Source organism: Tenacibaculum finnmarkense (assembly GCF_900239185.1).
In the GTDB taxonomy this organism is placed as follows: domain Bacteria; phylum Bacteroidota; class Bacteroidia; order Flavobacteriales; family Flavobacteriaceae; genus Polaribacter; species Polaribacter finnmarkensis.
In genome coordinates this window covers 192,709-212,323 of the sequence record NZ_OENA01000038.1, presented here as the reverse complement: position 1 = coordinate 212,323, position 19,615 = coordinate 192,709, and the positions used below count along the sequence as shown (strand labels likewise).

At 31.6% G+C, this 19,615-nt stretch carries 17 protein-coding genes; 13 read left to right on the top strand and 4 right to left on the bottom strand.

The window, feature by feature from the left end:
- Positions 1 to 4: 4 nt before the first annotated feature.
- Together AQ1689_RS04815 and AQ1689_RS04810 are read right to left on the bottom strand one after the other, a co-directional pair.
- A complete protein-coding gene (locus AQ1689_RS04815; RefSeq protein WP_101955347.1) occupies positions 5 to 1,720 on the bottom strand; it encodes a hypothetical protein in 1,716 nt (571 codons plus the stop codon).
- A 35-nt stretch (positions 1,721 to 1,755) separates the two neighbouring features.
- Positions 1,756 to 2,427 (bottom strand): hypothetical protein, encoded by a 672-nt coding sequence (locus AQ1689_RS04810; RefSeq protein ID WP_145993608.1) that lies wholly within the window; start codon positions 2,425 to 2,427, stop codon positions 1,756 to 1,758.
- A gap of 518 nt (positions 2,428 to 2,945) precedes the next feature.
- Between AQ1689_RS04810 and pruA the strand changes: the two genes are divergently transcribed.
- The 8 genes from pruA (at position 2,946) to AQ1689_RS04770 (ending at position 13,308) form a co-directional block, all read left to right on the top strand.
- Positions 2,946 to 4,571, top strand: a complete 1,626-nt coding sequence (pruA, locus tag AQ1689_RS04805) for an L-glutamate gamma-semialdehyde dehydrogenase (RefSeq protein WP_101914096.1) — start codon at positions 2,946 to 2,948, stop codon at positions 4,569 to 4,571.
- 185 nt (positions 4,572 to 4,756) lie between these two features.
- Positions 4,757 to 7,621 carry a M16 family metallopeptidase gene (locus tag AQ1689_RS04800; protein WP_101955346.1) on the top strand — a complete coding sequence of 955 codons (2,865 nt, stop codon included), beginning with the start codon at positions 4,757 to 4,759 and terminating at the stop codon, positions 7,619 to 7,621.
- Positions 7,622 to 7,835: 214 nt separating this feature from the next.
- Positions 7,836 to 8,144, top strand: coding sequence for a helix-turn-helix domain-containing protein (locus AQ1689_RS04795; protein ID WP_101955345.1), 309 nt, complete (start codon positions 7,836 to 7,838; stop codon positions 8,142 to 8,144).
- Positions 8,134 to 9,435, top strand: coding sequence for a DNA (cytosine-5-)-methyltransferase (dcm, locus tag AQ1689_RS04790; RefSeq protein ID WP_101955344.1), 1,302 nt, complete (start codon positions 8,134 to 8,136; stop codon positions 9,433 to 9,435). Before AQ1689_RS04795 ends, dcm begins: the two co-directional genes overlap by 11 nt.
- Complete coding sequence (locus AQ1689_RS04785; protein WP_101955343.1) at positions 9,428 to 10,366, top strand: hypothetical protein; 939 nt, start codon at positions 9,428 to 9,430, stop codon at positions 10,364 to 10,366. The genes dcm and AQ1689_RS04785 overlap by 8 nt, the downstream gene beginning before the upstream one ends.
- 172 nt (positions 10,367 to 10,538) lie before the next feature.
- On the top strand, positions 10,539 to 11,777 hold the full coding sequence (locus AQ1689_RS04780; RefSeq protein WP_101955342.1) for a DEAD/DEAH box helicase: 1,239 nt from the start codon (positions 10,539 to 10,541) through the stop codon (positions 11,775 to 11,777).
- A 461-nt stretch (positions 11,778 to 12,238) separates the two neighbouring features.
- The gene (locus AQ1689_RS04775) at positions 12,239 to 12,655 is read left to right on the top strand and encodes a GlcG/HbpS family heme-binding protein (RefSeq protein ID WP_101955341.1); all 417 of its coding nucleotides are present in this window, start codon (positions 12,239 to 12,241) and stop codon (positions 12,653 to 12,655) included.
- A gap of 164 nt (positions 12,656 to 12,819) precedes the next feature.
- A complete protein-coding gene (locus AQ1689_RS04770; RefSeq protein WP_101914089.1) occupies positions 12,820 to 13,308 on the top strand; it encodes a DUF6428 family protein in 489 nt (162 codons plus the stop codon).
- Between the two features lie 206 nt (positions 13,309 to 13,514).
- Here the strand turns inward: AQ1689_RS04770 and rsmG are convergent, their stop codons facing one another.
- Positions 13,515 to 14,144 (bottom strand): 16S rRNA (guanine(527)-N(7))-methyltransferase RsmG, encoded by a 630-nt coding sequence (gene rsmG, locus AQ1689_RS04765; protein ID WP_058886100.1) that lies wholly within the window; start codon positions 14,142 to 14,144, stop codon positions 13,515 to 13,517.
- 158 nt (positions 14,145 to 14,302) lie between these two features.
- Between rsmG and AQ1689_RS04760 the strand changes: the two genes are divergently transcribed.
- The 3 genes from AQ1689_RS04760 to AQ1689_RS04750 all read left to right on the top strand — a co-directional run bounded on the left by AQ1689_RS04760 (position 14,303) and on the right by AQ1689_RS04750 (position 17,685).
- Positions 14,303 to 15,394 carry a fatty acid desaturase family protein gene (locus tag AQ1689_RS04760; RefSeq protein ID WP_101914088.1) on the top strand — a complete coding sequence of 364 codons (1,092 nt, stop codon included), beginning with the start codon at positions 14,303 to 14,305 and terminating at the stop codon, positions 15,392 to 15,394.
- 58 nt (positions 15,395 to 15,452) lie between these two features.
- Positions 15,453 to 16,640, top strand: coding sequence for a pyridoxal phosphate-dependent aminotransferase (locus AQ1689_RS04755; RefSeq protein ID WP_180947530.1), 1,188 nt, complete (start codon positions 15,453 to 15,455; stop codon positions 16,638 to 16,640).
- 148 nt (positions 16,641 to 16,788) lie between these two features.
- Entirely contained in the window at positions 16,789 to 17,685 is an 897-nt protein-coding gene (locus AQ1689_RS04750) for a hypothetical protein (RefSeq protein WP_101955340.1), read from the top strand.
- A gap of 34 nt (positions 17,686 to 17,719) precedes the next feature.
- On the opposite strand, the gene AQ1689_RS04745 is transcribed toward AQ1689_RS04750, so the two are convergent.
- A complete protein-coding gene (locus tag AQ1689_RS04745) occupies positions 17,720 to 18,283 on the bottom strand; it encodes a retropepsin-like aspartic protease (RefSeq protein ID WP_101914086.1) in 564 nt (187 codons plus the stop codon).
- Positions 18,284 to 18,325: 42 nt separating this feature from the next.
- On the opposite strand from AQ1689_RS04745, the gene AQ1689_RS04740 reads away from it, so the two are divergent.
- Both AQ1689_RS04740 and AQ1689_RS04735 read left to right on the top strand, forming a co-directional pair.
- Positions 18,326 to 19,090, top strand: a complete 765-nt coding sequence (locus AQ1689_RS04740; RefSeq protein ID WP_101955339.1) for a TatD family hydrolase — start codon at positions 18,326 to 18,328, stop codon at positions 19,088 to 19,090.
- Positions 19,083 to 19,565, top strand: a complete 483-nt coding sequence (locus AQ1689_RS04735) for a methylated-DNA--[protein]-cysteine S-methyltransferase (RefSeq protein ID WP_369800844.1) — start codon at positions 19,083 to 19,085, stop codon at positions 19,563 to 19,565. The genes AQ1689_RS04740 and AQ1689_RS04735 overlap by 8 nt, the downstream gene beginning before the upstream one ends.
- Positions 19,566 to 19,615 lie beyond the last annotated feature (50 nt).

The following is a 19,615-nucleotide window of genomic DNA, read 5'->3' as shown; positions in this document are numbered from 1 at the left end:
TTCGTTACTTTGCAACATTATTTATAAAATCAAACAATAATTTTAAGGTATTTTCTTGTTTACCCTTGGTATTTAATTCAACTTTTGATGCTATTTTGTTTCCTTTCATTTTTGAAACCACAAAACGAACATCCTGAATATTATCATTCGAAAAAGCAATCATTTTTCTTTCAGTACTTCGAAATGATTTTTTTGGTAAATGAGCAAGTAACGCGTTTACATCGGCAAATAAAACACTTGAATTTTTCTTAATTAACCTGCGGTGTTTTCTTGTTTTAAAACTTGTTTTTCCTAGCGATAATTTTACCGCCCTTACTTTTGAATTTGTAATATAAAGCACCTCCTTTTTTATAACCGCATATACATTAAACGGTAATTTTGCTTTTTTAACATCCAATTCAAAAACATTTTTTACTCCTTTTAGCAACTTGTGCTTTTGCCCTAATTTGAATAATTTTGTTAGTAACTTTTCTTCTTTTGAGCCCATCATAAAAGTAAAATCCGGCATTAATGTTTCTTTTGTTTTGGTTATTTCTTTACGTTTGTAATTGTCATCATATTTATATGATTTATATGATACCTGTTTTTTTTCAAAACCATTTAATACAAATAAAGCATCACCAGTAACTAAGCTTGCCATTGCTTTTTCATCTATAATTAATGATAATACATCGCCAACAACGCTAATCTCTTGACTAAATTTTGGAAACATTCCGCCATACATTTTGTCAACCATTGCCGGATATTCTAGCAATAATTGTTCGGTATTTATAGAAACACTCCAAAAAGCCAAGGCATTATCATGATTAAAACTATTAATTAGAGTGCTGTTCATTTTTTGATTATAAATCTTTTTGAACGATTTTTTCATGTCATCGCTAACAGTCATTTCTAATAATAAATTGGCATTTTTTTTATTAAAAAATAGATTAGCACTTACCGTTTCTATTCCGTTGATGTTTTCACCGTTTTGAGGCATTAATGAAGCTATTGATGATTTTAAACCTCTTCCTAAAGAACCAATTACATCGGCTATTAATTCGCCATAATTACGCACCCAAAGTGTTGCAGCAGCATTTCTTTTTTTCGCCTTTTGAAAGCTTGGATTTACCGCAATTGAAGTTAATAAACCATTAGTTGCTATTGAAAATCCTTTTTGTAAAATCCATTGTTTTGACAGGGATTTTTTTACAGCATACATCGATTGTCCTTCTTGTTTTAGTTTTTCAAAACGCTCGGTATGTTGCTTAAAATACCCACGGTGTTTATCGCCTTTTACAAAGACAAGAAACTCATTATTCCAAAGCATTAATTCGCTGTTTTTTTGAATATAACTGTACCCTTGTTCTTTTTTAATTTTCTTTAAATCTCTTGATTTCAACATCGCTTGATAACGAGCTTTATCGTTGATTTTCACTAAAAATGTATGGTATGAAATACTATCAGTTCTTTCAAAAAAGTAATACGCGTTTGATTTTATAGCAATTCCTGCGCCACCCACTGAGCTTACTTTTTTTTCTCTGCTTCTATTAATGACTTTTAACATTTCTTCGCCTAAAAAACTGTTGTCTATTTCTGAAATGTTTATTAATTTGAATAAATTATCAGCATCGGCAACGACTACAATATCGGAAGTATTGGGAATTTTGTTTTCTAATTTTTGAGCCTGTAAAGCAACAAATATGTTTATAAATAGTAGGGTAGCAATTAGTTTTTTCATGGTTATTTTTAATTTTTTCAAGTTTAGTTTAGCGTTTAGTTTAGTAGTTTAATATTATTTTTTATCGTTTGTTTATTGTTGATAATTTCTTGAGCATTTACTCGTAAAAACACTGCTTTTTTACTTTTTGATATTTTAGCAAGTTTATTAGTACAATATTTTACAGGCGTTTCAAAACGATACACACTAGTATAACTGGCAGTTTCAAAAACTTTTCTATCCTTCATTTTTGTTTTTTGAAACTCTTTTCCGATATTAAAATGATGACTTCGGATGAAGGTTTTACGTGTTTTATCGTACTTAAAATGAGGTTTTTTTTGCAGTGCTAATGCGTCCTTTTTATTACTAAAAGTTGCTAAAACACTGTTAAGTGCTTTTGCAGTATCAAAATCACAAGAAATACTTACAATAAAATCATCAAAATTTAAGCTGTTTTTTACTTGGTGAATTCCTTGAATAGTTTTCATTTTTTTTACAATAACAGCTACTTTTTTTTGAATTATTACTTTCGATGGAACTTTATATCCGTTTATACTGTCTAATAATAATATAGAGGCTATTTTGGTTTTACTTGTACTTAAATTTAGTGTAAATGTAGCTGTCCCTGAGCCATCTTTATGAAAAGATATTTCTTCTACAAACTCAAAACAACTTGTAAATAACAACATCGAAATTATTGATAAAAACAACAATCGTATTTTATACATGACTTTTTTTATGCAAAAGTAATAATAAACTTTATTTCAAAACTCCCTATATGTAGCCATAAATGAAGATTAAGTGAAACTACTTACTACTTCAAAATAGAAATTACACTTACTTTTTTTTTACAAGAAAACAGTTTATTTTTAATGAAATTTCGGCAGTTAATTTGGTTTTATATACATGGAAAATTAACTATTTTTATCTTCGGAAGAAAAGCAAGATTCTCTGTTATTTTTTAATGCAATTGTATTTCATTTCAGCTCTTCATTTCTATTCGACGTTAATATCGAATCATTATTACCCAAAGGCAAATAGTTAGCCTGCACATATTGTATGTTTTTTTGATAAATCAGAAGTAAAAACAACTTAGTAAATATTAAAATAAGTGTTAACTTTGTTCCGTAAAGTAATCTTTTGATTCTTTTACTTTATGAAAAATTTATATCGGCTAATTAAAGGCTTTTATGCTATTTTTCATTTTTAAATAAGATTTTTTTTAACTTACAAACAACATACTAAAATGGCAAGAGGATTTTTTAAAGTTCCAAAAGCGGTAAACGAACCTGTAAAAGGATACGCTCCTGGATCTCCAGAAAGAGAAGAGTTATTAGCAACTTACAAAGACATGTTTAACAGAAACATCGATGTGCCAATGCATATTAATGGGGAAGAAGTTAGAACTGGTAACACCAAAAACATTACACCTCCACACGATCATAAACACGTGGTTGGGCAATATCATACTGCTGATAAATCGCACGTAGATGCTGCAATTAGTACTGCTTTAGCTGCTAGAGAAGCTTGGTCTAACGTTTCTTGGATGGAACGTGCTGCTATTTTCTTAAAAGCTGCTGAATTATTAGCAGGTCCTTATAGAGCAAGAATGAACGCTGCAACAATGATTGCACAATCTAAAAACGTATATCAAGCTGAAATTGATGCAGCTTGTGAAATGATTGATTTTTTCCGTTTCAACGTAGAATATATGACTGATATTTTCAAAGATCAGCCAACATCTTCAGCGGGAGTTTGGAACAGAGTTGAGTACAGACCTTTAGAAGGTTTTGTATATGCAATTTCTCCTTTTAACTTTACTTCTATTGCAGCAAACTTACCTGCAGCAGCAGCTTTAATGGGGAATGTTGTTGTTTGGAAACCTTCTGATCATCAAGCATATTCTGCTCAAGTAATTGTAGATTTATTTAAAGAAGCTGGTTTACCTGACGGTGTAATTAACGTTGTATATGGTGATCCTGTTATGATTTCTGATATCGTGTTATCTTCTCCAGATTTCTCTGGATTACACTTTACAGGTTCTACTCATGTTTTCAAAGAATTATGGAAACAAATTGGAAATAACATCCATACTTACAAGACCTATCCAAGAATTGTTGGAGAAACTGGTGGAAAAGATTTTATCTGGGTTCACAACTCATCAAATCCTTTACAAGTTGCTACTGCAATGACAAGAGGGGCTTTTGAATACCAAGGGCAAAAATGTTCTGCGGCTTCACGTTCTTACATTCCTGCGTCACTTTGGCCAGAAGTTAAGAAACATTTAATTGCTCAAGCGAGTCAATTAAAAATGGGTTCTCCAGAAGATACTTCTAACTTTGTAAATGCAGTTATTCACGAAGGTTCTTTTGATAAGATCGCAAGTTTCATTGACGCTGCAAAAGCGGATGCTGATGCTGAAATTATAATTGGTGGAAACCATGACAAATCTGTTGGATACTTTATTGAGCCAACTGTAATTGTAGCAAAATCTCCAAAATATTCAACAATGTGTACTGAATTATTCGGTCCTGTAATGACTGTTTATGTGTACGAAGATGCTGAATGGGAAGCTTCATTAAAATTAGTTGATGAAACTTCAGAATATGCTTTAACAGGAGCTATCTTTTCAAAAGATAGATACTTTGTTGAAAAAGCATCTAAAGCTTTAGAAAATGCAGCAGGAAACTTCTACATTAACGACAAGCCTTCAGGAGCTGTTGTAGGACAACAACCATTTGGAGGAGCTAGAGCTTCTGGAACAAATGATAAAGCTGGTTCTGCACAAAACTTATTACGTTGGACTTCTGTTCGTTTGATAAAAGAAACGTTAGTATCTCCTACAGATTTTAAATATCCTTTCTTAGGATAAGAATTAAAATTATATCTAAATTTAGATAATTTTTATATTAAAAAGCAATCTCATTTATTTGAGGTTGCTTTTTTTGTGCTATTTTCTACTAAACTCTAGCATTTATTTAAAAAAATTCATTTTATAGATACTGTATCTTTATCGCTTTAATAAATATTAAAAAAACACTAAAAAACCCTTAAATAATGTTGAAAAAACTACTCTTATTTTCCAGCGCAATCCTTTTTATTACCTGTGCTTCGGATACAAAAGAAAACGCAACAAATAATACCACAAACATTTCAAAACCGACCTCATCGTTAAGTGTTCCTTTTGAAAAATTTGAATTAGACAACGGCTTACAAGTTGTTTTACATACCGACACATCCGATCCTGTGGTAGCTGTTGAACTAATGGTTCATGTAGGTTCGGCTAGAGAAACCGAAGGAAAAACAGGTTTTGCACATTTATTTGAACATTTATTATTCCTAGAATCTGAAAATTTAGGAAAAGGAGGTTTAGACAAAATGAGTGCTAAAATTGGTGGTTCAGGCGCTAACGGATCTACCAACAGAGACCGTACCAATTATTTACAAACCGTACCAAACGATGCTTTAGAAAAAATGATTTGGGCAGAGGCAGATAAATTAGGTTGGTTTATAAACACCGTAACCGACCCTGTTTTAGCCAAAGAAAAACAAGTGGTAAAAAACGAGAAACGTCAAAGTGTTGACAACCGTCCGTATGGTTTTAATCAGCAAATTATTGATCGAAATTTATACCCGAAAAATCATCCGTACAACTGGCAGGTAATTGGCTCATTAGAAGACTTGCAAAATGCTACCTTAAACGATGTAAAAACCTTTTTCAAAAAATGGTATGTTCCTAACAATGCTACCTTAGTTTTATCGGGGGATTTTGACACTGCAAAAGCCAAAGAATGGGTTTATAAATATTTCAACGAAATTCCAAGAGGTGAAAAAATTACACCTTTAGCTAAAAAACCAGGAAAGCTTGAAACATCAAAATCATTCTATTTTGAAGATAATTTCGCCAAATTACCAAAGCTAACAATTGCCTGGCCAACGGTTGCTTTATACCATGAAGATTCGTATGCTTTAGATGTATTAACTCAGTATTTATCGCAAGGAAAAAAAGCCCCTTTAAATACTATTTTAGTTGATAGTTTAAAACTTACCGCTAGCACAAGTATGTGGAATTGGTCGGCAGAATTAGCAGGGCAAGCACAATTATCGGTTCGCGGTTTTAATAATGTTGATTTGAATGCTATTAACAAGGGAATTACTACGGCTTTCGTTAATTTTGAAAAACAAGGGATTTCTGATAAAGATTTAAACCGTATAAAAGCAGGTTTAGAAACCAATTTTTACAGCAGCTTGGCAAGCGTACTTGGTAAAGGAACTAATTTAGCATCTTACAATACCTATGCGGGAAATCCGGCGCTTATCAACAAAGAAATTGAACGTACTTTAAAGGTTAGTAAAGAAGATGTAATGCGTGTTTACACTACCTATATTAAAGATAAAAATGTTGTAACAACAAGTTTTGTTCCTAAAGGAATGAAAAAATTAGCCTTAAAAGATGCCAAAGAAGCGATTATAAAACAAGAAAAAATTGTTGCAGGAGCTGAAGAAAAATTCGATGCTAAAATTGCAGCAAAATACAGTAAAACACCTTCAAAAATAAACAGAGCTACAGAGCCATCTTACGGAAAAAAACCTACTTTAAGTGTTCCTGCTATTTGGAAAAACAACTTAAAAAACGGCATTAAAGTATTTGGAATTGAAAATAGTGAAGTTCCTTTGGTACGTTTTAATATTGTTATTGACGGCGGTCAGCTAGTAGAAAACATGAATTTATTAGGTGTTGCAAACCTAACGGCTCGTTTAATGAATAACGGTACAAAAAATAAAACCGTAGCTCAATTAGAAGAGGCAGTTGAAGAATTAGGTGCCGATATTACTTTTTATTCAGGGAAACAAGGCATTACTATAAGCGGTACTACTTTGGCTAAAAACTACAATAAAACCATTGCTTTGGTTAGCGAAATGCTGTTAGAACCTCGTTGGGATGCTAGCGAATTTGAATTGATTAAAAAATCGGTAATTGGTAATTTACGTCAGCAAGAAGCGAGCCCGGCAACAATTACCAAAAACATTTATAATGAGTTGATTTACGGGAAAGACAATATCCGTTCTAAGAACACCTTAGGAAGTATTGCTTCTGTAAAAAAAATAACTTTAGATGATTTAAAATCATATTATTCAAGCTATTTTTCGCCATCGGTTGCTAAAATGCACATTGTTGGAGCGATAAGCAAAGAAAAAGCGCTTGCTCCTTTGACCGATTTAACGACTAAATGGGCTGCTAAAGAAGTACGTATTCCTGTATATAAAACTCCTGAAGCGCCACAAAAATCAAGTATTTATTTTTACGATGTTCCTAATTCAAAGCAATCTATTATTAGTTTTGGTGCGCCTGCTTTAGCGGCTACCGATGCTGATTATTATCCTGCAACGGTAATGAATTATATTCTTGGTGGTGGTAGTTTTGCGTCTCGATTAACACAAGAATTAAGAGAAGGAAAAGGATATACTTATGGTATTTACTCTTATTTTTCAGGAACAAAAGCAGCAGGTCCGTTTACTATTTTTAGTCGTGTTAGAAGTAATGTTACTTTAGAATCGGCAGAATTGGTTAAAAAAATAATTACCGACTACCCTACTACTTTTTCTGATAAAGATTTGGCTACTACCAAAGGGTTTTTAATTAAAAGTAACGCCCGACGTTTTGAAACTATGAGTGCTAAATTAAATATGTTACAAAATATTAGTGCTTATAATTTAGATAGTGATTACATTAAAAACCGTGAAAAAATAGTTGCTGATATGACTATTGAAAAAATACAGGATTTGGCTAAAAAATACATCAATCCGAACAGAATGATTTGGCTTTTTGTAAGTGATGCCAAAACACAATTAGCGCCTTTAAATAAATTAGGATTCGGAAAGCCTATTTTATTAAACGATGCTAAAAAGACGGTTAAATAATACTTTACTAGCTCGCTATTTTTAATTTATAGCCTGTTTTATAATTAAAAGCAATCTCAAAGATGAGGTTGCTTTTTTTTGGTTGGAATTTTAAATGGAAAGAAGTTGTTTTTGTTTTTTTTAATAAATATTCAATATTCTAAGAATAAAAATCTATTTAATTAAATAATAACATTTATTTTTGGACAAAATTAGTCTAAAATAAATTTGTCCAATGAAATCATTAGGAAATATTTTAAAAGTTGCTCGAGATGAAAAAAAAATGATTCTTAGAAAAGTATCAGCACAAGTTGATATTGATCAATCTTTGATTAGCAAATTCGAAAAAAACAAAAGAAAACCTACTAAAGAGCAACTAATTAGACTTGCTAAATTTTACAATCTATCGGAACAAGAACTAATTATAAATTGGTATTCTGATAAAATAGCAAACGATTTAAAATACACAGAAGCAACAACTAAAATTCTAAGAGTTGCCGAAGAAAAAATTAATTATTACAAATCTCAAGAAAATGATAAATAATAAAATAAAAGTAGTAGAATTATTTGCAGGTGTTGGAGGATTTCGCCTTGGACTTGAAAAATATAATAATTACGATATTGTTTGGAGTAATCAATGGGAGCCTTCTACAAAAATGCAACACGCATCAATGGTTTATGAAAATAAATTTGGAACAAAAAATCATTCAAATGAAGATTTAAATGAAGTTGTAACCAGAAATGTTGAGGAAATACCAGATCACGATTTATTAGTAGGAGGTTTTCCTTGTCAAGATTATTCCGTTGCAACAACTTTAAACAATTCAAAAGGATTAAAAGGTAAAAAAGGAGTACTTTGGTGGGCGATTCATAAAATACTAGAAGATAAAAAAAATCAACCAAAATATTTGTTTTTAGAAAATGTTGATAGACTTTTAAAATCTCCAGCATCTCAAAGAGGTCGTGATTTTGCTGTAATGTTAAAGAGTTTAAATGATTTGGGTTATGCTGTAGAGTGGCGAGTTATAAATGCTGGCGAATATGGAATGCCACAAAGAAGAAGACGAACTTTTATTATTGGTTATCATAAATCAACTAAAGTATATCAAAGAATATCAAAATCAAAAAAAATAGATTGGTTACAAGAAAAAGGAACAATTGCAAATGCTTTTCCTTTAGAAGAAATAAAAAAAATTGAAGAATTTGAAATCAAAGGAAGCTTAGAAGAAATAACGACTGAATTTAATAAAGAAGGGAAACTTTCTCCTTTTCAAAACACAGGGTTACTCTTTAAGGGAAAAGTTTACACAAGTAAAACAAGTCCTGATTATAAAGGAGATAGAGTCGTTTTAGGTGATATTCTTCAAAATGGAGAGGTAACAGATGAGTTTTTCATTAAAGATAATAAGTTAAAAACTCCAAAATCTATTTTAGAAAAAGACGGGACTGAGAAAACAATGACTACTGAGAAAGAAATGTGGGAATATTTAAAAGGTTCTAAATCTATCCTAAGAGTTTCTAAAGATGGTTTTGAATATAATTATTCAGAAGGCGGAATGATTTATCCTGATGCTTTAGATAATGCTTCAAGAACTATAATTACAGGTGAAGGAGGGAAATCACCTTCAAGATTCAAACACGTTATTGTTTCAGAAAGAGGTTTAAGACGATTGACACCTATTGAATTAGAACGCTTAAATATGTTTCCTGATGATCACACAAAAATGGATGGAGTTACAGATACAAAAAGAGCTTTTTTTATGGGAAATGCACTTGTAGTTGGTGTTATTGAAAAAATCGGGGAAGCTCTTTATAAGCAAATAAATAATGGATAAAAGAAGTAATAGAGTACAGCCAATAAGATTAACCGCTGATTTTTTTCCATTAGACATACATAAATCTATGTTTATTAATGACTTGACTATTACAATTCCTTCTTACTATGTTAAGAGCTGGGGAAGTGAATTGACAGATACTCATAATAAAGAAAATTTTAAATGGGATATCGAAATTATTTATGAAAGTCCAAGGGAACTTGGTAGGCTAAAATCTACATTTAAAGCACGAATCTGGTTGTCATTTATAAAAAACAGATCTAAAGAAAGTAGTTATCGAATTAAATGGGATAATGAATTTGCTGTTATGCTAGCAAAAGACTACCCTAAAAGTTTTGTGAGGGCTTTAGAATATCATATAGGAGATGAACATTATAAAAATCTAAGATATACTGAATTTGATATTGGTGGTTTTAAAGAACAATTACAAGTCAAGATAAAATGGGATAATGACAAACCTATTGTATTTATAAAAGAATTTTTTAGAGTTAAGGATGAATCACAAGGTTTTCCTAAAGTTTTTAAAGAACTAAGTTCTTATTTAATTGCAGATTATCTTTTAAGTGATGAAAGTGAAATTTTGAGAAGAATTCAAGTTACTGATTGGCTACCAAGAACTAACCTCGCTAAAGAATTGAATGAGAACAATCTTTATTTACTTCTTAATAGAGAAAATCGAGAATTATATATTGGTGAAACTAAAAAATCTCTATCTCAAAGATACCCTGTAAATCAAGAACATCATTCATTTGAAGACTGGAGTGAATACTCTATTATTCAACTTCCTCCAGAAACTTCAGACCATACAAGACTTTTAATTGAAAGAGTTTTAATAGCAACAGGTACTAAATTATTTACTAATGCTTTAATAAGTGAACCACCTGTACTAGATGATATTAATGGGTTAAAATTAATGAATAAAAAAAAATAATAGAAAAATATTTGTTTGAAAATACTTTAAGAAAGATCTTATCATCAATCAAGAGAATGCTAACGATATGAATATTGTTGGTGAATTTATGAGTGTTTTAAAATAACCCTCAACCAAACTTATAAATTTCATGTAAGTTTGAATTACAGTATCTTTGCAAAAAAAATAATCAATGAAATTTACAGACTTACATCTTAATACCGATATTTTAAAAGCACTTAGTGAACAAAAATATCACACAGCAACCTTAGTACAACAGAAAGTAATTCCGTTAGTACTAGATAAAAAAGATGTAATTGTTGGATCGCAAACAGGATCGGGTAAAACAGCGGCTTTTGCATTGCCAATTATCCATAATTTAGCGCAAGAACTAGCCCTTGTTCCTGAAAGAGGCCCTAAAAAAATAAAAGCTTTAGTAGTAAGCCCAACCAGAGAACTGGCAATACAAATTCAAGAAAGTTTTAGCACCTACGCAGCACACACAAACATACTAGCAGGAGTTGTTTACGGAGGAATATCAACCAAAGCACAAAAAGAAACTTTAGCAAAAGGAATTGATGTTTTAGTAGCAACACCAGGGCGTTTAATCGATTTACACGAACAAGGATCTGTTGATTTAACCACCTTAAAAACCTTTGTTTTAGACGAAGCCGATTTAATGTTAGACATGGGTTTTATCCATGATGTAAAAAAGATTGAAGCACTTTGTCCTCGCAAAAAACAAACGCTTTTATGCTCGGCTACCATGCCCGAAAAAGTAAGCGATTTAGCAAAACAAATGTTGTATAAGCCAGCAATTGTTAACGTTATCCCTACCGATAATACCGTTAATAAAATTGGGCAATTATTATATTACACGCCTAAAAAACACAAAGTAGATTTGTGTTTATATTTACTAAAAAACACCATACAAGGGCGTATTCTTATCTTCAGACGTACCAAATTTGGCGTTGATAAATTAGAGCAAACCCTTATTAAAAACGGCTATAACGTAACGAGTATTCACGGAGATAAAACCCAAATTTTACGTAACCAAGCCATTGAAGATTTTAAAAGCAACAAAGCGAATATTCTAATCGCTACCGATGTTGCCGCTCGTGGTATTGACATTCATAAAATTGATGCTGTAATTAATGTAGATATTCCAAATGTTCCTGAAACTTATGTACACCGAATCGGTAGAACTGGTAGAGCAGGAAAAGCGGGAATTGCCTTTTCATTCTGTGGTGCCGATGAAACTAGCTATATTAAAAGCATTCAAGAAGTTTTAAAACGCCCGATAAAAATTATTGAAGATCACCCGTTTTTATTGGTAAAACCAAAACATATAAAGCAACCAAATACCATTAGCACCAATAAAAAAGGACGTAAGTCTGAAGCTTCTAAAAAGAAGAAAAAACGCTGGTATTAAAACCTTATATAAAATTTCTATTTTTAGAATTTAAAAGCCTTTTTCAACCTGTTTGAAAAGGCTTTTTTTTTATGCAAAACATTAAAATTAATAAGAAAATTTTTTTGAAGCAATCTCCCGCTTTTCGCACTCGCTTTTTTTATTTTTTTAAAAGAAAAAATAAAAAAGAGCTCAAACAACCGCTACAATCGGGGCTAGGATTCGAACCTATTTCAAAATAAATAATTAGCCAATTTTATTTAATTTTTATCAACGAAAATCCATTAAATTAGCATCTAAATAAAAATCAGCAAAAATCCGTGAAATCAGCGTCTAAAAAGAATTAGTGAAAATCCGTGAAATCAGCGTCTAAACCAGCATCTAAATAAAATCAGCAAAAATCCGTGAAATTAGCTTCTAAAAAGAATTAGCGAAAATTCGTGAAATTAGCGTCTAAATCAGCGTCTAAAAAATTTAATTCTATGAACATTACCTTAAGCCAAGCAAAAAAAGTACTTGCTACTGCAACAATAAAAGCAATTTCTCTAAATACCAAAATGAGTATTTCTGTCGTAGATGCAGGGACAAACTTAGTCGCTTTCGAACGCATGGATGGCGCTTTTTTAGGCCCAATTGATATTGCCATGAAAAAAGCAAAAACGGCCGCTTTGTTTGGTAAAAACACCGATGTTCTAGGTACATTATCGCAACCCGGGCAACCTTTATACAATATCGAACACTCTAATAACGGCATGATTACCTTTGCAGGAGGCATCCCTATAAAAAATTCCGACGGCGTACTTATTGGCGCTATTGGTGTAAGCGGTAGCACGGTAGAAAATGATTTTAAAGTAGCACAAGCAGGTGTAAATACTCTTTTAAAGACTGTAAAACTCTAAAGCTAGCACTGTTTTTCTAGCCCCGATTGTAGCAATTGTTTGAGCTCCTTTTTTTTCCTTCAAAAAAAAAGAGCGAGTGCGGAAAGCGGGAAATAGCTTCAAAAAAATTATATTAATCTCTCATTATAATAAAACGATTCACTTATTTTAAAATAAAAAAAATCATGAAATTATCAGAAATTAAAAAACATTTATCAAGCTTAAAAAACATCAGTTTTAAATTACCAAACGGCGAATTAGTACCGAGTCATTTTCACGTAACAGAAGTCGGAAGAGTTACCAAAAACTTTATCGATTGTGGCGGAACAGTAAGAACCGAAGAGCTTGTAAACTTTCAATTATGGGAAGCCGATGATTACGATCACCGATTGCATCCTGAAAAATTAATGAGCATTATTGCGCTTTCTGAAAAAGTACTACATATTGCCGATTTAGATATTGAAGTGGAATATCAAGGAACAACAATCGGGAAATATGGCTTAGATTTTGATGGAACGCACTTTTTATTAACAAGCACGCTAACCGATTGCTTAGACAAAGATAAATGTGGAATTCCTGATGCAAAAGCAACTAAAATTAGTGAAAAACCAAACGTAAAATTAGCGGAAATTCAAGAACAAACAAGCTGTGCGCCTAATTCGGGATGTTGTTAAGTCTTTAATAATTGTAAAAAACGGTCAGTTCGAGTAATTTTTTTCTTCAAAAAATTGTATCGAGAACTTTTTTATCTTCAAAATAAAGAAAAATAAAATATAAATTCTCGATACAATTTTAATTCCTTTTAGTCATTAAAATCACTCGAATTGACAACGTTTTTAAATAGATACTGAATTATAGGAAAACAGCTAATTATAAAAAATTACGCCTTAAACTTCATCCCTAAATGCACCACTTTTTTGGTTTCATAGAAATCTTCTTCAAAGAAATCTGGTAAATCATAAATCGTTGCTGAGGTATATTTTTCTAATTCTTCCGATAAATCGCCTCCTTTTAAATATAAAATTCCGTTTTTTAAATCGTGATTCTGCTTTTTAGAGATTTTTCCTTTTGTCCATCCTACAAATGTTTCCATTTGAGCTACTGCTCTACTTACAATAAAATCGTAGGTATCTTTTACCTCTTCAACACGTCCGTTGGTGGTTTTTACGTTTTCTAAACCTAAGCCTGCCACTACTTCATTGACTACTTTTATTTTTTTTCCGATAGAATCTACCAAATGAAACTGAGTTTCAGGAAATAAAATTGCCAATGGAATCCCTGGAAAACCACCTCCTGTACCAACATCCATAACCTTAGAACCTGGTTTAAATTGCATAACTTTTGCTATTCCTAAAGAATGTAATACATGACGTAGGTACAATTCATCAATATCTTTACGAGAAACTACGTTAATTTTTAAATTCCAATCTTCATATAGTTCTTGTAATTTTGAAAACTGTGCTAATTGTGTTTCCGTTAAGTCGGTAAAATATTTTTTTATAAGTTCCATTGATATTATGATTGAATATATTTTTCAGTGCAAAAGTAAAAAACTAATCGGGAATACGCATTTATCTAACAAAAGATATCTTTCTTGTTAAAAAGTGGTTTGTAATCAATAATATAGGGTAAAAACGTTTATTTTTGCTATATATAACACACAACACAATGAAGACAATAAACTTCTCCAGAACAAACAACGTAAAGTTCTTTCGAACGCTAAATAAAAAGGTAAATACCTATTTTAAAGAAAACAATATTAAACGTACCGGTAACTGGAAATTGTATAGTAAAGCAATTATTATGTTTGCTACTTTCTTAGTTCCTTTTGCTTTAATATTAACCGTGCCAATGCCCGAATCAACAATGCTTTTACTTACCGTTATTACCGGTATTGGTATGGCTGGTGTTGGTATGAACGTAATGCACGATGCCAACCATGATTCTTTTTCAAGCAAAAATTGGCTGAATAAATTAATGGGAAGCAGTATTTATATTTTAGCAGGAAATGTCTATAACTGGAAAGTACAACACAATGTATTGCACCATACTTTCACCAATATTAAAGGACATGATGAAGATATTGACGCTGGTAGAATCATCCGTTTTTCGAAGCATTCAAAATGGTTGCCTGTACATCAATTTCAAAAGTTTTATTCAATATTTCTATACGGATTATTAACCATTAACTGGGCTATTACTACCGATGTAAAACAAATGAGTAGTTATTTAAAACGTAAGTTATCGTATGGTAAATTCCCTAATCCGAAGGTAGAATGGACAAAATTAGTCATTTCTAAAATTGCTTATTATTCATTATGGATTGTATTGCCATTATTGGTTTTAGACATCGCTTGGTGGAAAGTATTACTAGGTTTTTTTGTAATGCACTATACCGCAGGGATGATTTTAAGCGTTGTTTTTCAATTAGCACACGTAGTTCCAAAAACAGAAATGCCATTGCCTGATAAAGACGGAAATTTAGAACACACCTGGGCAGTTCATCAATTATATACCACCTCTAATTTTGCACCTACAAACTGGTTGGTTAATTTTTATACCGGTGGATTAAATCATCAAGTAGAACACCATATTTTTCCGCATATCTCGCATGTTCATTACAACAAAATAGCAAAAATAGTCAAGGAAACTGCCCAAGAATTTGACTTGCCATACAACGAGTACAAAACAATGACAAGAGCTTTTATTGAGCACTTTAAACAATTAGGAAGCTTGGGTGAAAAACCTCATGCAGCTTAAAATAATACGCATTTTAACAACACGCATTTTAACAAAATGCACCTTAATAATATAATCAATGTCAAACGCATTATCAAACAGAATTAACAGTTTACCAATATCTCAAACTTTGGCGATGGCTGCTAAAGCAAGAGAATTAAAAGCCGCAGGTAAAGATATTATCAGTTTAAGCTTAGGAGAGCCTGACTTTAATACGCCCGATTTTATTAAAGATGCCGCGATCGAAGCAATTAATCAAGACTATAATTCATACACACCTGTGGATGGTTATGTCGAATTAAAAGAAGCTATTTGCACCAAATTTAAGCGTGATAATAATGTAACCTACGCCCCAAATCAGATTGTCGTTTCTACGGGAGCAAAACAATCGATTGCAAATATTGCACAGGTGTTATTAAACCCAGGCGATGAGGTTTTATTACCTGCTCCTTATTGGGTAAGTTACTCGGCAATTGCTACTTTATGTGAAGCTAAATTTGTTGAAATCCCTTCTTCTATTGATACGGATTTTAAAATTACTCCAGCACAATTAGAAGCAGCAATTACGCCTAAAACAAAAATGATTTTCTTTAACTCGCCAAATAATCCAAGTGGAACTATTTATACCGAGGCAGAATACAGAGCGTTGGCGAAAGTATTAGAAAATCACCCAAATATTTATATTTTATCGGATGAAATTTACGAACATATTAACTACGGAACACAGCATTTTAGTTTTGCAGCTATCGAAAATATGTACGACCGTACCATTACCGTAAACGGATTAGCGAAAGCATTTGCGATGACAGGTTGGAGAATTGGTTTTATCGGTGCGCCACAATGGATTGCTAAAGCGTGTACTAAAATGCAAGGGCAAATTACTTCAGGAACAAATTGTATTGCACAACGTGCTGCAATTACGGCTGTTTTAGCGGAGCCTAGTAAAATTAAATATATGGTTGATGAATTTAAAACTCGTAGAGATTTAGTTTTAAGTTTATTTTCAGAAATTGAAGGATTTAAATTAAATATTCCTGAAGGAGCATTTTATGTTTTTCCTGATGTATCTTCTTTCTTCGGAAAAACAATTAAAGGACATGAAATTAAAAATGCAAGCGATTTTTCTATGTTATTATTAGAAGAAGCAAATGTAGCAACTGTAACTGGTGAAGCTTTTGGTGCGCCTGCTTGTATTCGTATGTCGTATGCGGCTTCGGAATTACAATTACGTGAGGCAGTTAGAAGAATTAAAGAAGTAGTTTCTTAAATATTTTTCAGTTTTATATAATTTTTTAGAATTTAAAAAGGCTTGTAATTTAAAAATTACGAGCCTTTTTTTTTGATTTTAAATACTTCTAAAACCCCTTTACAAAACAATAAAACCTTACTTTTAAGTTTTTGAAAACCCTATTAAATTGATACTACAAATACTACTATCTATTGTTAATATACTTTTAAATCCTTTTTCGTTTTTACTATTCATACTATTTTCATTTCGTTATGAATCGTATTTTTTCACAAAAGAAGAAACTAATGTTAGCAAACTTAAATTAGCGCCTTATATATTTTTTACAGGAATTTATTTGAGTATCATTTTAAGTATTACTTATCTGTTTAGTCTTTTTATTGATTTTAATATTTGGAAATTTTTTGCCCCTAAACATCTTTTTATTTCGGTAATTACTTGGTTAATTACCACGAGTACTTTACGAACTTATTTAAAAGGAATGGAAGGCAATATTATGGGATTTATATTTTTTCCGATGCTTGGAATTTCTATGTTTACGCTATTTGTATTTAGTTTTTTTGATATACTATCTTCTTATCAATTTTTAACGATTCATTTCCCTGTATTAGAAATCAATTTTTGGATTCGATTATTATTACATTGTTTTATGCCTTTTTATGTGTTGATATATCTTAATTCCAACCAAGAGATACAAGATGAGAACAAGGAATTACCTAATAAATTGCCAGCCGCTATTTTGAGTATTTTAATACTGCAATTCTTCTTTTTTTGGCTTAATTGGCTATTTATTTATCTCTTTGGAAGTTCGATCAACTTATCACAATTTTTAGGAGAAGGACAAACTATTGTATATTATTTACCGATGATTAGTGGTTTTTTATACGTTGTTTTATTCTTTACCTCTAAAATGAAAAGCTCGAAAACAGCTTCTGAAACATCTTCTGAAAACAAGAAACAAAACATCTTAGAAACCCTTTCTTATTATAGTATGCTGCTAATTTTTGGGAGTATTATTTTAGAAATGATAAACTACCTAATTTTAATACGCCCTTTTTTTAATTGATAACAAAATACTTTAACGACCTGCTAAAACAATACTAAAAAGGCACTTTTGATAAATTACCTTCATTTTTTCGAGCTATTCTCTTTGCTATTTTTCGGGCTATTTTTTGCTGTTTTTTCGCAGCTTTTTCAGCTAGCTTTTTAAGCTTCTTTTCGTTGATTTTCTTCAGATATAAAACACCTTTATCATAATCAATCAAAGCCTTGCCACTCTCTAAAATATCAGCCCCGATAATACCATCAACCTCTGTAGCATCGTGCTGAGTTAACGCCGTATTTACGTGTACCAAATCAAACAAAACCAAGCTAGATTTTGTGGTTTTCCACTTCCCTATTTTCAATACATTATTTTCTGACACTCGAGTTTCCATATCAATTGCGCCTGCTCCTGCTGCTTTGACTTCGCTTTCTTGCGATACCAATTTAAAACGATTCACCAAATCTAAACCAACACACGAATTTGAAGCACCTGTATCTAAAATAAACGTTCCTTTTATGCCGTTTATTTTTGCAGTTAACTCTAAGTGATGTGTTTCCTTTTTGCGGAGTTTTATTTTTGAATACTTCTTTTTCTTTAATACCTTCTTCAAACTTGCCATTTCTCGTACTTTTGTGGTTTTGCTAATTGTAAATATACATAAATGATTACCGATACACACACCCATTTATATTCCGAAGAATTTGACCAAGACAGAACCGAAATGATACAACGTGCAAAAGATGCGGGCGTTTCTCGTTTTTTTATCCCAGCCATCGACAGTTCATCCACAGAAAGAATGTTCGATTTAGAAAAAAACTTCCCGAACGATGTTTTTTTAATGATGGGTTTACATCCGACTTATGTCAAAGAAAACTATAAAGAAGAACTAGCACACGTAAAAAAATGGATTGACAAACGCCCTTTTTATGCCATCGGCGAAATTGGGATTGATTTATATTGGGATAAAACCTTTGTAACCCAACAACAAGAAGCCTTTAGAACACAAATTCAGTGGGCAAAAGAAAAAAAGTTACCCATTGTAATTCATTGCCGAGATGCTTTTGACGAAGTTTTTGAAGTATTAGAAGCCGAAAAAGGCGCTGATTTATTTGGAATTTTTCATTGTTTTACAGGAACTTTAGCACAAGCAAAACAAGCAATTTCATATAATATGAAATTAGGAATTGGCGGAGTAGCCACTTTTAAAAAGGGGAAAATCGATAAATTTTTAAATGAAATCGATATAAAAGATATTGTTTTAGAAACCGATTCTCCATATTTAGCGCCAACACCTTACCGAGGAAAACGCAACGAAAGCGCTTATTTAACCAACGTTGTTGATAAATTAGTTGATATTTACGGATTAACTTTTGATGAAATTTCAGCAATTACCACACAAAACTCTAAAGATATTTTTAGTGTCTAATTTACAAACCACATATTACAAAACTCCCTTAGGAACTGCCAAAATTGTTGGTAACCAAAACGGAATTCAATCGGTTTCAGTTGTAGATGAACAAATTAATTCTTCAACTGAAATTCCGATTTGTTTACAAAATTGTGTTACCCAATTATCCGAATATTTTGCAGGAACACGAACTATCTTTACGTTAAAACTAAATCCGCAAGGAACAGATTTTCAACAAAAAGTTTGGGCAGAATTATTAAATATTCCATTCGGAAAAAGCACCACTTATTTACAGCAATCAAAACAATTAGGAAATCCGAAAGCCATTAGAGCCGTAGCATCGGCAAACGGTAAAAACCCCATTTCGATTATAATTCCTTGTCATCGAGTTATCGGTTCAGACGGTTCATTAACAGGCTACGCAGGCGGTTTATGGCGTAAAAAATGGCTTTTAGAACACGAAAGTGATTGTAAACAGCAAAGTTTATTTTAAAATTTCACTACGAATGAAAATATCTATTTAACATAGTCATAAAAATATTT

Coding starts and splice junctions, on each gene's coding strand:
- AQ1689_RS04815 (WP_101955347.1), bottom strand. CDS start 1,720: ATGAAAAAACTAATTGCTACCCTACTATTTATAAACATATTTGTTGCT.
- AQ1689_RS04770 (WP_101914089.1), top strand. CDS start 12,820: ATGAAATTATCAGAAATTAAAAAACATTTATCAAGCTTAAAAAACATC.
- AQ1689_RS04760 (WP_101914088.1), top strand. CDS start 14,303: ATGAAGACAATAAACTTCTCCAGAACAAACAACGTAAAGTTCTTTCGA.
- rsmG (WP_058886100.1), bottom strand. CDS start 14,144: ATGGAACTTATAAAAAAATATTTTACCGACTTAACGGAAACACAATTA.
- AQ1689_RS04740 (WP_101955339.1), top strand. CDS start 18,326: ATGATTACCGATACACACACCCATTTATATTCCGAAGAATTTGACCAA.
- AQ1689_RS04775 (WP_101955341.1), top strand. CDS start 12,239: ATGAACATTACCTTAAGCCAAGCAAAAAAAGTACTTGCTACTGCAACA.
- AQ1689_RS04800 (WP_101955346.1), top strand. CDS start 4,757: ATGTTGAAAAAACTACTCTTATTTTCCAGCGCAATCCTTTTTATTACC.
- AQ1689_RS04810 (WP_145993608.1), bottom strand. CDS start 2,427: ATGTATAAAATACGATTGTTGTTTTTATCAATAATTTCGATGTTGTTA.
- pruA (WP_101914096.1), top strand. CDS start 2,946: ATGGCAAGAGGATTTTTTAAAGTTCCAAAAGCGGTAAACGAACCTGTA.
- AQ1689_RS04755 (WP_180947530.1), top strand. CDS start 15,453: ATGTCAAACGCATTATCAAACAGAATTAACAGTTTACCAATATCTCAA.
- AQ1689_RS04780 (WP_101955342.1), top strand. CDS start 10,539: ATGAAATTTACAGACTTACATCTTAATACCGATATTTTAAAAGCACTT.
- AQ1689_RS04795 (WP_101955345.1), top strand. CDS start 7,836: ATGAAATCATTAGGAAATATTTTAAAAGTTGCTCGAGATGAAAAAAAA.
- dcm (WP_101955344.1), top strand. CDS start 8,134: ATGATAAATAATAAAATAAAAGTAGTAGAATTATTTGCAGGTGTTGGA.
- AQ1689_RS04745 (WP_101914086.1), bottom strand. CDS start 18,283: ATGGCAAGTTTGAAGAAGGTATTAAAGAAAAAGAAGTATTCAAAAATA.
- AQ1689_RS04785 (WP_101955343.1), top strand. CDS start 9,428: ATGGATAAAAGAAGTAATAGAGTACAGCCAATAAGATTAACCGCTGAT.